General features: G+C 45.2%; 13 protein-coding genes. 9 read left to right on the top strand and 4 right to left on the bottom strand.

What is annotated here, in order from left to right; translation table 11 throughout:
- Window positions 1–7: 7 nt before the first annotated feature.
- Together NCCP2331_RS13590 and NCCP2331_RS13585 are read right to left on the bottom strand one after the other, a co-directional pair.
- On the bottom strand, window positions 8–1,861 hold the full coding sequence (locus tag NCCP2331_RS13590) for a transglycosylase domain-containing protein (protein ID WP_251671374.1): 1,854 nt from the start codon (window positions 1,859–1,861) through the stop codon (window positions 8–10).
- A gap of 150 nt (window positions 1,862–2,011) precedes the next feature.
- The gene (locus tag NCCP2331_RS13585; RefSeq protein ID WP_251671372.1) at window positions 2,012–3,253 is read right to left on the bottom strand and encodes an MFS transporter; all 1,242 of its coding nucleotides are present in this window, start codon (window positions 3,251–3,253) and stop codon (window positions 2,012–2,014) included.
- Window positions 3,254–4,120: 867 nt separating this feature from the next.
- Here NCCP2331_RS13585 and NCCP2331_RS13580 point away from each other — a divergent pair.
- The 7 genes from NCCP2331_RS13580 to NCCP2331_RS13550 all read left to right on the top strand — a co-directional run bounded on the left by NCCP2331_RS13580 (window position 4,121) and on the right by NCCP2331_RS13550 (window position 10,132).
- Window positions 4,121–4,711, top strand: a complete 591-nt coding sequence (locus tag NCCP2331_RS13580) for a peptidylprolyl isomerase (protein ID WP_153721222.1) — start codon at window positions 4,121–4,123, stop codon at window positions 4,709–4,711.
- 33 nt (window positions 4,712–4,744) lie between these two features.
- Entirely contained in the window at window positions 4,745–4,966 is a 222-nt protein-coding gene (locus NCCP2331_RS13575) for a hypothetical protein (RefSeq protein WP_153721223.1), read from the top strand.
- A gap of 130 nt (window positions 4,967–5,096) precedes the next feature.
- Window positions 5,097–5,357 (top strand): DUF1871 family protein, encoded by a 261-nt coding sequence (locus NCCP2331_RS13570; RefSeq protein WP_251671370.1) that lies wholly within the window; start codon window positions 5,097–5,099, stop codon window positions 5,355–5,357.
- Between the two features lie 124 nt (window positions 5,358–5,481).
- On the top strand, window positions 5,482–5,856 hold the full coding sequence (gene yugI, locus NCCP2331_RS13565; RefSeq protein WP_153721224.1) for a S1 domain-containing post-transcriptional regulator GSP13: 375 nt from the start codon (window positions 5,482–5,484) through the stop codon (window positions 5,854–5,856).
- 148 nt (window positions 5,857–6,004) lie between these two features.
- Window positions 6,005–7,549: an L-glutamate gamma-semialdehyde dehydrogenase gene (gene pruA / locus NCCP2331_RS13560; RefSeq protein WP_251671368.1), complete on the top strand. Its 1,545-nt coding sequence runs from the start codon at window positions 6,005–6,007 to the stop codon at window positions 7,547–7,549.
- 24 nt (window positions 7,550–7,573) lie between these two features.
- The gene (locus NCCP2331_RS13555) at window positions 7,574–8,770 is read left to right on the top strand and encodes an ornithine--oxo-acid transaminase (protein ID WP_251671366.1); all 1,197 of its coding nucleotides are present in this window, start codon (window positions 7,574–7,576) and stop codon (window positions 8,768–8,770) included.
- Window positions 8,771–8,887: 117 nt separating this feature from the next.
- The gene (locus tag NCCP2331_RS13550) at window positions 8,888–10,132 is read left to right on the top strand and encodes a Glu/Leu/Phe/Val family dehydrogenase (RefSeq protein WP_153721227.1); all 1,245 of its coding nucleotides are present in this window, start codon (window positions 8,888–8,890) and stop codon (window positions 10,130–10,132) included.
- A 50-nt stretch (window positions 10,133–10,182) separates the two neighbouring features.
- Here NCCP2331_RS13550 and NCCP2331_RS13545 read toward each other — a convergent pair whose 3' ends face one another.
- On the bottom strand, window positions 10,183–10,419 hold the full coding sequence (locus tag NCCP2331_RS13545; protein ID WP_153721228.1) for a DUF378 domain-containing protein: 237 nt from the start codon (window positions 10,417–10,419) through the stop codon (window positions 10,183–10,185).
- Between the two features lie 103 nt (window positions 10,420–10,522).
- Between NCCP2331_RS13545 and NCCP2331_RS13540 the strand changes: the two genes are divergently transcribed.
- Window positions 10,523–11,686, top strand: a complete 1,164-nt coding sequence (locus NCCP2331_RS13540) for an iron-containing alcohol dehydrogenase (protein ID WP_251671364.1) — start codon at window positions 10,523–10,525, stop codon at window positions 11,684–11,686.
- A 37-nt stretch (window positions 11,687–11,723) separates the two neighbouring features.
- Here NCCP2331_RS13540 and NCCP2331_RS13535 read toward each other — a convergent pair whose 3' ends face one another.
- Window positions 11,724–12,446: an MgtC/SapB family protein gene (locus NCCP2331_RS13535; RefSeq protein WP_153721230.1), complete on the bottom strand. Its 723-nt coding sequence runs from the start codon at window positions 12,444–12,446 to the stop codon at window positions 11,724–11,726.
- A 116-nt stretch (window positions 12,447–12,562) separates the two neighbouring features.
- Here NCCP2331_RS13535 and NCCP2331_RS13530 point away from each other — a divergent pair, with 116 nt between their 5' ends.
- Window positions 12,563–13,465 (top strand): DMT family transporter, encoded by a 903-nt coding sequence (locus NCCP2331_RS13530; protein WP_251671362.1) that lies wholly within the window; start codon window positions 12,563–12,565, stop codon window positions 13,463–13,465.
- Window positions 13,466–13,607 lie beyond the last annotated feature (142 nt).

Raw genomic sequence — 13,607 nt, 5'->3', positions numbered from 1 at the left:
CAGGGTTTTATTCCTGCAGTGTAGCGGAGAATGCACGCAGATGAATCTTTTGATCACGCAGACCGGGTATAGATGTCGGCTTATCATAACCGATCCAAACTGCTGAAGTATACCGGTCATTCATACCGAGCACCCATAAGTCTTTAAATGCATCAGTTGTTCCGGTCTTTGCGCCGGTATATCCGGTAGAATACGAAATCCCCCGGCCTGTGCCGTGCAGCACGACATCTTCCATAAGTGAGCGTATACTTTTTACAGTAGAGGGAGACCAAATAGGTTTTTGCGTTTCTTTCCATTTATATAGTGTATTCCCTTGAATGTCCTTTACGGCACGAATCGCATGGGGAGTTTGATAGCTCCCGTCGACAAAGCTTGTAGTGGCACTGGCCAATTCCAGCGGCGTCACTCCTTTAGAAAATCCGCCAAGTGCAGCAGGATAGCTGCGGTCTGCTTTGGATACATACTGAAAATCAAAAGATTCCAGATAAGAGAAAGCATTGTCAATACCGACACGCTGCATCAGACGGACGGCTGTCGTATTATAACTATTGCGAAACGCTTCGCGCACGGAGGTCGTTCCGAATGAATAGCCGCCGAAGTTGCCAGGACAATAACTATATATGCAAATATTGCTGCTGTTGACAGGTGTATCCGCATGATACGGTCCGCTTTCGAAAAATGGTGCGTAAACGAGCAGGGGCTTAATAGCCGAACCGGGCTGCCGCACTGCTTGATAAGAACGGTTGAAATCGGTTTTTCTATAACCTGAGCCCGCATAAAGACTGACGATTTCCCGTGTTTCATTGTCAATTACCGCAGCTCCGGCCTGCACACCGCCTGTTCCGATTAAGGCTGAGAGCCGGTTTTCGTCATGTTGCTGCTTTGAAGGGTTTAACGCCGTTTCAATGACCAGGCCCTGCCGTATCACTTCGCCTGCACGCCTGTTGATTTCATTCTGCCAGCGTTCCTGTTCTTCCGGTGTCTTGGCTTTCTTGAGAGAATCATTCAAGCCTTCAGAACGTGCAATCAGCTGTTTTAATTCTTCCAGGACGTATGAGCTGTACATCGGAAAATCCTGTTCTTTTTTCTTCACATTCAGCGTAATCGGCAATTGTATATATTCAGCTGACTGCTCAGGCGTAATCACTTGCTCATTTACCAGGACAGCAAGCAGACGTTCCTGACGTTTTTTCGTCCGGTCAAAATGTTTTAACGGATCGTAATAAGAAGGGTTGTTTGGTATAGCTGCCAAAAAAGCGATTTCCGCCTCATTCAGTTTATCCAGAGGCCGGCTGAAGTAATAGGTAGCCGCACCGCCAATCCCATACACCCGATTGCCGAAGTACATTTCATTCAGATACATCTCTAAGATATCATCTTTAGAGGACTGCTTTTCCAATTCAGCAGCAAGGAATAGCTCCTTGAATTTCCGTTCATATGTTTTTTCAGTCGACAGATAGCGCATGCGGACAACTTGCTGGGTGATCGTGGAAGCCCCTTGGCGGACGTCGTCTGTAGCAGTATTAATGGTGAAAGCCCGAATAATTGCCGCTACGTCATAGCCACGGTGTTCATAAAATGTCCGGTCTTCACTCTTCAGGAAAACCTGCCGTGTGAAATAAGTCATGTCTTTCAAATTAACAGGACGCCGCCACTCGACATATTCTTCAGCAAACATGGCGCCGTTTCGATCTTTCATTTGCACCGGCACCTCAATCACCGGCGCCTTCAGCTGAACAGCTTCGCGGATAGAATTGTGCAAAACCTCTGTCTGTACAGTTTCTGCCTGAATTTGATTTTGAATAAACAACAGCAGTGGAATGCAGGCTAATGTAATGATTAAGCCGAATAACTGTCTCAAACCTCCACCAGCCCTTCCTGATAAAATCCGAATAGTACTTTAGAAAAATATAACATATATTACACAGGAGTGAATGAGTACAGAATAGTGCGAACTTAAAAGTCAACAGAAAAAAGCCCCGTATATCCTGTGCGGTATACGGGGCGGAATCTATACTTTTCCGTTGGCCTCATTTTGCCGGTCTTCCAGGTAATGCTCAAAATCCTGTGTCGGTTTTCTGATGGCCATAGTCAAAAATCCATAACCAATGATGAACAGTACGCCGGTCACGATAAAGACTGCCGGGATGCCGATATAACCGCTGACGATTCCACCGAACATCGGGCCGATAATATTACCGAGGAAACGGAAGCTGGTGTTATATCCCATGACTTCTCCCTGTACTTCAATAGGTGCTTCACGCCGGACGAGCGCTGTTGTAATTGGTATCATACCGCCGGTCGAGATTCCGAATAAGAAACGCAGCAAGACCAGCTGCCAGAGGGAAGTGACGAAAGCCTGAGGAATAATGAAGACAAATGACAGGATCAGTAAAATGCCGAGTATCTTCTCGTAACCGAGATCATCCCCGAGTTTCCCCCAGACTCTTGCGAACAATAAGTTGCCGAGCCCCGTCGCACTGAATGTTAAACCTGCGAGAAACGCTACATTCGTCGCGGCATGGGTCAGATCAGCCACATAAAGTGAAAGCAGTGGCTGGATACTGAAGTTACCCACTTGAATCAAAGTGGTCACGACCATTATGTTGAACATTAAACGATGTTTGAACAGACCGCCTAAAATAACTTTGCGCGAGTACACAACAACTCTGCGTGCTTTCACACGGTGTTCTTCCTTAATTCCGACTAATACGAGAAGTGTCGCGATCACAACAGAAACAGATGTGATAATGAACGTATAACTGAATCCGAAACTGTCGGCCATGATACCGCCTAAAATCGGACCGAACAGCATACCCGCCACGCCGCCCATCTGCAGCGTACCGAGCATTTTACCTGCTTGTTCACGCGGCGTCTGAGAAGAAATGAATGCCAGCGAAGTCGGTAAAAAGCCGGTAACCAGTCCATTCAATAAGCGTAATACAAAAAATACCTCAACCGAATTTACAAACCCCATTAAAAACACGGAAATGGCAATACCAAATCCGTTAATCAATAAAATCGGCTTAAATCCGTAACGATCGGCAAAACGTCCCCAAACAGGCGACATGAGCAAGGCAGTAATGAACGTACCGCCAAAAATCAACCCCGCCCATCTTTGAACATATTCCTCCGAATAATTACCAAATGTATCTATATATAACGAAAGAAAAGGCATAATCATCGTCATCGTGCCCGAAACCAAAAAGTTGGTTACCCAGATGATAATAAAATTCTTCTTATGTCTACTCAAAAGCTGGACCACCTTTATAAAATTGTATAATAAACAGTATAAAACAATTCGGCAACCGAAGGAAACATAGTGCTTGTATGTACAAAAGCGGAGAGCGCCGTTTAGCCTCGACAGGCGTTGGAAGACTTGCCGCAAAGGCGTTTTTTTTGCCTTTTCGGCAAGTCTGAAACGACCCGAGAGGCTGGCGCTCGCAGCTGGATGCCACCAAAAGCGGAGACGGCTGTTCTGCTCCGACAGGCACTGGAGGTCTTAAAAGAAAGGCGCTCTTTGCCTTTCCTTTAAGACTGAAGTGACCCGAGGAGCTAGCCGTCGCAGCTGGATGTCACCAAAAGAGGAGAGCGCCATTTAGCCTCGACAGGCGTTGGAAGGCTTACCGCAAAGGCGTTTTTTGCCTTTTCGGCAAGTCTGAAACGACCCGAGAGGCTGGCGCTCGCAGCTGGATGCCACCAAAAGCGGAGACGGCTGTGCAGAGGCGGCAGGCATAAGGCGAAGCTGCGAAGCGGCGTCCTTTGCCGCACAGCAGCTTTGACTTATGTCCCGAGCCTCTAGCCGTCGCAGCTGGATGCCAACAAAAGGGGAGACGGCTGTCCAGCTCCGACAGGCACTGGCCGACTAAATTCGCCGCGTCCTGCGGCAACGTCGGCACTAGTACATCCTGTACGTCGGAGTCTTAAAAGAAAAGCGCTCTTTGCCTTTCCTTTAAGACTGAAGTGACCCGAGGAGCTAGCCGTCGCAGTTCCAAAAAAACTCTGTCAACTAACTGTCACAAGTACAATTATCGAAATCCATGAACATTTATGATAAACTGTTTTCATGAACAAACCACTACAAAATGTAGACATGCACGTAAATCAGAGGAGGAATTCCATGTACCCGCAATTATCAACAGAAGTAGCAGAAAACGAAGCACTAGTTGTGATGAACACCACAATGGGACCTATTAAAATAAAGCTTTTCAAAGAGCAGGTGCCGAAGACGGTTGAAAACTTCCTGACGCACGCGGAAAACGGCTACTACGACGGAATCATTTTCCACCGTGTAATCCCTGACTTCATGATTCAGGGCGGAGACCCGACAGGAACAGGAATGGGCGGCGAAAGTATCTACGGTGATTCATTTGAAGATGAATTTACAATGGATCTGTTCAACCTTCGCGGAGCACTTTCTATGGCGAACGCAGGCCCGAACACTAACGGCAGCCAATTTTTCATCGTACAGGCATCAGCTTTAGCGGGTGCATCTCCTGATCAATTGAAAAAAGGCGGCTGGCCTGAGGAAATCGCAGAAGCTTATGCAGAAAACGGCGGCACACCGCATCTGGATCAAAAACATTCAGTATTTGGCCAAGTAATTGAAGGAATGGATGTAGTGGACAAAATCGCAGGTGCAAAACGCGATCGCCAGGACAAGCCGAAGGAAGAAATCAAAATCGAGTCGATTGAGATCGTACAAAAATAAACAACAGCCAGCAAGCAATAGGGGGAAACCAGAATGAATTTCGTTTTGTTAATGCCTTTCCTATACTTTCCTGAAGATAAAGCAGAATACATTCCGGCTGCCATCTCATTCGTCATTTTCATGATCTTGATGCTGTTTGCATTTCGCTGGATCATCAAAAAATCAAAGCGGCAGGAAGAAGAAACGAAAGAGCTCGAGCAACGCATTCTTAAAGAACGGCAACAAAATAAAAACCAAGAACATCCCGTCGATTGAACGGGATGTTTTTTCATTTAACGCAAAAGATTCATTAAACACAGATATTTGTCGAAAATGTGGCGGATTCTCTTTTTTCTTGCCAAATGCTATGCTATGATAAAAGAAAACAAAAATAAGGTGACAAATCGTGCAAACCGTGGAAATGAATAAAAGGGCAGCCATGTTGTTAAAACAATGGGATCCATTTGGGGCAGGGGCAGAGGCGTATGAATTGGAAATCACAGATGTCCTTTCCTCATTGCAGCATATTGACCATCCGACAGACTTAGCCAAATGTATCCGTGAAGTCTACGAGCACTCTTATGAAATTTGGATTCCTTTAGAAAATTGCATGGACATATCTTATAAATTATTGGCGGTTAAGTATAAAGCCAAGTGTATTGTCTAATTTCAAATCTACCAAAACCGCCCTTTTCCAGAGTGGCGGTTTTTTGTTCAACTGCCGGAAATATGGTATACTATGAAGCGGCCGCAATGGCAGACTAGATACTATAGAGTGGGAGCTGTTTTGCATGTCTCATAATTTTGCAGTAGGAGATGAGCTTACCGGTAAAGTTACCGGCATACAGCCATACGGCGCGTTCGTCGCATTGGATGCTTCAACGCAAGGGTTGGTGCATATCTCTGAAATTACGTACGGATTTGTCAAAGATATTCATGAATACTTGGAAGTGGGACAGGAAGTTCATGTCAAAGTGCTCGATGTTGATGAAAAGGCGAGTAAAATCAGCTTATCAATCCGTGCTTTACAAGAGCCGCCCAGCTCCTACCAAAACCATCACCGCTCTCGCCAATCCTTGCAGGAACGTGTGGATCAGCAAGATGCAGATGGGTTTAATTCACTCAAAGACAAGTTAAAAGATTGGATCGAGCAATCGGGCCATTAAAAACTCGCGGATGCATTCAGTTGCTTCCGCGTTTTTTTATACATTACTTAAAGAGGTGTACTTTGACTTCAATCCCATTATCTTTCATAATTAGATATGTAAACGCTATCATAAACTATGTTGATAATAAAAGGAGGATTTGATTAATATGATTCCATACAAGCATGAACCTTTTACCGATTTTACAGTCATGGAAAACCGCAGAGCCTACGAAGACGGACTTCGGACAGTAGAAAATTATTTGGGGCAAGACTATCCCCTGATTATTGACGGGAAGCGGATTATGACGGATGAAAAAAAAGTATCAAACAATCCTTCTGATAAAAAAGTGATTATCGGCAATGTGTCGCAGACTACCCGGGAGTGGGCTGAGCAGGCTATGACAGCTGCAAATGAAGCATTTGAAACATGGCGTAAAGTGAAGCCGGAATATCGTGCTGATGTGCTGTTTAAGGCGGCTGCGATTGTCAGAAGGCGGAAGTTCGAGTTTTCTGCCCTATTGACGAAAGAAGCAGGAAAGCCATGGAATGAAGCTGATGCAGATGTAGCGGAAGGGATTGATTTCCTGGAATATTACGGCCGTCAAATGCTGAAGCTGAAAGACGGCATACCTGTGGAAAGCAGACCGGGTGAATATAACCGTTTCGATTATATTCCCCTCGGCGTCGGTGTCGTCCTGTCTCCTTGGAATTTTGCGTTCGCTATTATGGCAGGGACCACCGCCGCAGCGCTCGTTACTGGCAATACCGTTTTATTGAAACCTGCTTCAACTGCCGCTGTCACTGCTTATAAGTTTCTGGAAGTGCTGGAACAGGCGGGTATGCCTAAGGGAGCCGTCAATTATATTCCGGGTTCCGGTTCGGAAATTGGAGATTATCTGGTCGATCATCCTTCAACCCGGTTTGTTTCATTCACTGGTTCCAGAGAAGTAGGAACACGGATTTTCGAACGTGCAGCAAAAGTACAGGAAAGTCAGAAGTGGCTAAAGCGTGTGATAGCGGAAATGGGCGGCAAAGATACAATTGTAGTAGACAATGAAGCAGATTTGGAACTGGCTGCGCAGTCCATAGTCAATTCGGCATTCGGGTTCAGCGGACAGAAATGCTCAGCTTGTTCACGGGCCATTATTCATGAAGAGGTATATGACGAAGTAGTTGAACGTGTTGAGAAGCTGGCCAAGTCATTTCTTTGGGGTGATCCGACAGACGGGGAGAACTTGGCGGGTCCGGTTATTGATCAGGCGGCATACGATAAAATCATGGAATATATTGAAATTGGCAAGGCGGAAGGACGTCTGATTGCCGGCGGGACAGGAGATAACGCGAAAGGTTATTTTATCGCGCCGACGGTTTTTGCGGATGTAGACCCGCATGCACGGATTTCACAGGAAGAAATTTTCGGGCCGGTCGTTGCGCTGTCGAAAGCTTCTTCATTTACGGAAGCGATTCAATTTGCAAACGATACCGATTATGGATTAACCGGTGCAGTCATCACGACGAACCGCAGCCATATCGAACAAGCGCGTGAAGATTTCCATGTCGGCAATCTATATTTCAACCGTGGATGCACAGGCGCAATTGTCGGGTATCAGCCGTTTGGCGGTTTTAATATGTCCGGCACCGATTCAAAAGCAGGCGGGCCGGATTATCTGCAGCTTCACATGCAGGGAAAGACTACCTCGGAAATGTTGTGAGCAGAATGAAAGGGGTGAAGGGATATGACAAAATCAGAAAGAATCATCGAGCAGACGGAAAATTTCGGCGCGCCGAATTATACACCACTGCCGATCGTCATTTCTGAAGCAGAAGGAGTATGGGTGAAAGATCCGGAAGGCAATAAGTATCTGGATATGCTCGCGGCTTATTCGGCTGTCAATCAAGGGCACCGCCATCCCACGATAATTCAAGCGCTGAAAGATCAGGCGGACCGTGTCACACTGACTTCACGTGCGTTCCATAACGATCAGCTGGGGCCGTGGTACGAAAAAGTATCCGTTCTGACCGGTAAAAATATGGTGCTTCCAATGAATACGGGAGCAGAAGCAGTGGAAACTGCAATAAAGGCGGCGAGGCGCTGGGCGTATGAAGTGAAAGGCACGCCAAAAGATCAGGCTGAAATCATCGCATGTATCGGAAATTTCCACGGACGTACGCTGGGGGCTGTTTCATTGTCGTCTGAAGCAGAATATAAAAGAGGATTCGGTCCTCTGCTGCCCGGCATCAAACTAGTGCCGTACGGAGATATAGAAGCATTGAAGAATGCGATTACGCCGAATACGGCAGGATTTATCATCGAACCGATTCAAGGCGAGGCAGGCATTCGGATTCCGACGCAAGGATTTTTGAAAGAGGCAGCAGAGCTTTGTAAAAAAGAACAAGTTCTCTTTATAGCGGACGAAATCCAGACGGGACTTTGCCGTACAGGGAAAATGTTTGCATGTGACTGGGAAGAAGTCGTGCCGGACATATATATTCTGGGCAAAGCATTGGGCGGGGGAGTATTTCCGATATCTTGCGCAGTTGCAAATGACGATGTGCTGAGCGTTTTTAATCCTGGATCTCACGGCTCGACATTCGGAGGTAACCCGATGGCATGTGCTGTCTCGATTGCATCGATCAATGTACTGGAGAAAGAAAATTTAGCAGAGAAGTCCGCTGAACTTGGTAAATATTTTATGGACGAATTGCAAAAAATTATACACCCTTCTATAAACGAAGTTCGCGGCAGAGGACTTTTCATTGGAATGGAACTGAATGAAGCAGCTCGTCCCTACTGTGAAAAACTGAAGGAATCGGGCTTGCTGTGCAAGGAAACGCATGAGACGGTGATTCGCTTTGCTCCGCCGCTTACCATTACCAAAGAGGAGCTCGACTGGGCGCTGGAGAAAATCCGCAACGTGTTTCAGACTGAATAAAAGTCAATTTCAGCAATGAATTCGAAAAAGGTTTAGAATTCAGGGTGGAATTCTCAAAACGCACGTGCTATAATATGGCCGTGAAAGACAATACCAAACAAAGAGGCGAACCATACAATGACTGAAAACCTGAATCTATTTACGTCTACGCAAGTTGTCATCAAAGAAGCACTTGAAAAGTTAGGCTATGATGAAGGAATGTATGAACTACTGAAAGAACCACTGCGTATGGTGGAAGTACGAATTCCTATCCGCATGGATGATGGAAAAACAAAAGTATTTACGGGTTACCGTGGCCAGCACAATGATGCGGTCGGACCTACAAAAGGCGGAGTTCGTTTCCACCCGGGAGTTACTGCCGATGAAGTGAAGGCGCTTTCTATGTGGATGACGCTGAAAGCAGGAATCGTCGACTTGCCGTATGGCGGCGGTAAAGGCGGAATCATCTGTGACCCGCGTGAAATGTCGATGGGCGAGTTAGAACGTTTAAGCCGGGGATATGTTAGAGCGCTCAGTCAAGTGATGGGGCCTGCAAAAGACATTCCAGCACCGGACGTCTTTACGAATTCACAGATTATGGCATGGATGATGGATGAGTACAGTGCGATTGATGAATTTAACTCACCGGGATTCATTACAGGTAAGCCGGTAGTATTAGGCGGATCACATGGCCGTGACCGTGCGACTGCTGAAGGTGTAACAATTATTATTAACGAAGCGGCAAAACGCCGCAATATCGATATGAAAGGCGCCCGTGTCATCGTTCAGGGATTTGGTAACGCAGGTAGTTTCCTTTCTAAATTCCTTCATGACGCAGGAGCGAAAGTAATTGGTATTTCTGATGCTTACGGTGCTTTGCACGATCCGGATGGTTTAGACATCGATTACTTATTGGATCGTCGCGACAGCTTCGGTACTGTCACTACATTATTCGACAACACGCTGACAAATGCGGAGTTGCTGGAGATGGATTGTGATATCTTAGTGCCGGCTGCCATCGAGAACCAGATTACTGAAAAAAATGCACATAACATCAAGGCGGATATCGTAGTGGAGGCAGCAAATGGCCCGACTACATCTGAAGCTACGAAAATTCTTACAGACCGTGGAATTTTATTGGTACCTGACGTATTGGCTAGTGCCGGCGGTGTAACCGTTTCATACTTTGAATGGGTACAGAATAATATGGGCTATTACTGGACTGAAGAAGAAGTGCGCGATCGCATGACGGAAAAAATGGTCACAGCATTCGAAAATGTATATAATGTTGCGACTACTCGCAATATGGATATGCGTTTGGCTGCTTATATGATCGGTGTAAGAAGAACTGCTGAAGCCAGCCGTTTCCGTGGCTGGGTTTAAGTAAATCAAAATAAGGCATCTCCTCTATGATGAGGAGATGCCTTTTATCGTTATTCAGCTGAAGGAACCGGCGCCTGTTCCTCTTCATCCCGATGCCAATAATTGAACAGTACACCAAGTGTCAATAAGCCGGACAATCCAATAATTACATATAAAAAACGGGCAAGCGGCTGGTAAGCGCCTTCTGTTAATTGGGCGATCACGTCAAAACGGAAAATACCGACGACGCCCCAATTTAAAGCACCAATAATCGTAACGGCTAATGCTAGTTTTTGAAGTGTTTCCATACGATCTCCTCCTAAAATCAAGTATATCCCAATTCCAGAACACTATACTTGCATCGCAAATACATCTTTTTCATAATAGAGACAACACGAAGGAGGAATTTGAATGGATAACTTTGTATTTCAGAATCCGACAAAGCTCATATTTGGCGAAGGTCAGCTGCAACGCCTTCCTAAAGAACTTAATGCTTACGGTAAAAGAGTGTTGCTTGTATACGGTGGAGGCAGCATCAAGCGCAACGGTTTATACGATGAGCTCATAAAGATATTTGCCGATAATGATTTTAAAGTCACAGAAATGGCTGGAGTAGAACCTAACCCTCGTCTGTCAACCGCAAAACGCGGAGCAGATTTGTGTAAAGAGCATAATATTGATGTGATTGTCGCTGCTGGCGGCGGTTCAGTTATTGACTGTACAAAATTAATTGCTTCTGCTGCTAAGTATGACGGAAACCCTTGGGATTTCGTAATGGGGAAAGAAAGACCGAAAGAAGCACTTCCTTTTGGAACAATCTTAACACTGACTGCAACCAGTTCAGAAATGAATGCTGGTTCTGTTATTACAAATGAAGAAACTCAGGAAAAGTATGGCTGGGGCGGACCGCAGAACTATCCGAAATTCTCCATATTGGACCCTGCTTATACACTTACGGTGCCGATAGATCAGACAGTCAACGGAATTGTAGACACGATGTCACATATTTTTGAACAATACTTCCATACGGCAGATCAAGCGCCGTTTCAGGATGCAATGTGCGAAGCAGCTTTGCGTCAAGTCATGGAAATTGGCGGGAAGTTGGTGAAGGACCCTGATAATCTCGAATTAAGAGAAGCCATGATGATGGCAGGAGTCTGGGGACTGAATGGATTCCTATCGATGGGAACAAGAGGAGACTGGGGCACGCATGATATTGAACATGCAATTTCTGCGGTTTATGATATCCCTCATGCCGGCGGTTTAGCGATCCTATTCCCCCATTGGATGAAGCAGACATATACCCGCAACCCGAAACGTTATGTCCAGCTGGCTGTGAATGTATTCGATGTAGATCCCGCCGGTAAAACAGATGAGGAAATTGCAAAAGAAGGCGTTGATCGTTTGAGCGCTTTTTGGAAGCAGATCGGGGCGCCGTCATCGCTTGCCGATTATGAGATTGATGATTCGAAGCTGGAATTGATAGCGGATAAAGCGGCTGTCAATGGCCCGTTAGGCGGCTATGCAAAGCTGTCACGTGATGAAGTACTGGAATTATTGAAAACTTGTTTATAATAGAAAAAGCAACAAGTCTGCGGGCTTGTTGCTTTTTCTATGGGTAAATGACAAGTTCCACCGACTCTACAAACGACAGAGTTGTCAGTTCTACATAGAGGGAGGAAGTAGACTTCTTCGGAAGGGCAGAGAGTTTAAACTGTAATTCATGCCGATATTGGTGCTGCTCAGTCTGAAACTGTCTAATTCTCATATGGTCGATTTCCATACTTTCTTTTCTGAGATATTCTACGAGTTCTTCAATCTTGGATTTATCTGATATGATAACGATGCAGGACGCTTCCTTCATTCGTAAACGTCTTGGTCCAAACCGGCTTAAAAATGGCGCAATCATTTCTATGACCAGCATGACACTGATTACTGCAAAGAAAGCTTCTATATAGAATCCTGCACCAACAGCAATTCCGATACCTGCTGAGCCCCATATCATCGCGGCTGTTGTGAGACCGGTGATGTTGTCGTTGTCTCTTCTGAGTATAGCACCGGCCCCCAGAAATCCGATCCCGCTGACGATTTGTGCTGACAGACGCAGCGGATCCATTGTAATATTGATATCATCTCTTGCCGGTACCAAATAAGCCGCTTCCATCGAGATGATAGTTAACAGGCAGCTGAACGTAGCGATTACAGCACTTGTTTTCAATCCGATCGGTTTCTTTTTTATTTCCCGCTCGACGCCGATGATTAAACTTAGTAAAAGCGCAATTCCAATCTTCATAACTGCTTCTAAATTAAATGATTCAGTTAGCAAGCCCGTCATGTTTCATCCTCCTTTATTGACGATTTAATCGAAAATGCTTTGGGTGGATATTTTTGAGTGCTCATCTTTACTTCCTATTGTATAGGGTAGAGTGATAGAAAGAGAAGTGAAATGTTGTGAATAAACCAGTGATTCATCCGTATATACCCATTGCAATTGGCGTTCTGACTGTAGGCTTATCTGCGATCTTCGTCAAATTGACAACTGCTGATGCCGGAGTTACTGCATTTTATCGTATGTTTTTTTCGGTAGTTATTATGCTTCCCTTATTTTTATTATCTTATAGAAGTGAACTTCGGGACCTTAAAAGCAGAGACTGGCTGTTCTCCGGGTTAGCAGGCCTCTTTTTAGCTATTCACTTTGTGCTTTGGTTTGAATCGCTGAATTACACTTCCGTTGCCAGTTCGACGGTGCTGGTTACTCTGCAGCCGATCTTCGCATTAGCGGGCACAGCATTGTTCTTTAAAGAAATTATTACAGGAAAAATGCTGACAGCAGTTTTAATTGCGCTCACAGGAAGTGTTATTATCAGCTGGGGGGATTTCCAAGTCAGCAGTACAGCTCTTTTTGGGGATGTATTGGCGCTGTTAGCCTGCGGTTTTATTACAGCTTATTTATTAGTAGGGCAGGATGTGCGTAAAAGAGTATCGCTCATTACCTATACATTCCTCGTATATTCCGCAAGCTCTATTATACTATTCGCATACGTTCTATATGAACGGCAGCCGTTGATCAGTTATCCTGCTTCTGACTGGATGTGGTTTCTAGCATTAGCACTGTTACCAAACCTTTTGGGTCATTCGCTTTTTAATTGGGCAATAAAATGGGTCAGTACGAATGTAATCTCTATCACTATTTTATTTGAACCGGTAATTGCCTCCGCGGCCGCTTACTTTGTCCTGCGTGAAAATATCACAACTACTCAATTAGCAGGGGGAATCATTGTTCTGGCAGGGATTCTGCTGTTTATAATAGACTTCAAAGAAATAAATAAAAAACTTTTTACGAAAAAGGCTTGATTTCTATATTGAATCTATTGTATATTAGTTCTTGTCGCTTGGGACGCACATTAAATCAACGAAAAAACTTTTAAAAAAACTTGTTGACTTAAAGTGCCGCTGAGTGTAATATAGAGAAGTCGCTTTTGCAGGACAAACCAAA

This window comes from Sporosarcina sp. NCCP-2331, from assembly GCF_023707945.1.
Classification (GTDB): domain Bacteria; phylum Bacillota; class Bacilli; order Bacillales_A; family Planococcaceae; genus Sporosarcina; species Sporosarcina cascadiensis.
The sequence above is the reverse complement of the archived record's forward strand: the minus strand, read 5'-3'. Positions and strand labels throughout refer to the sequence as shown.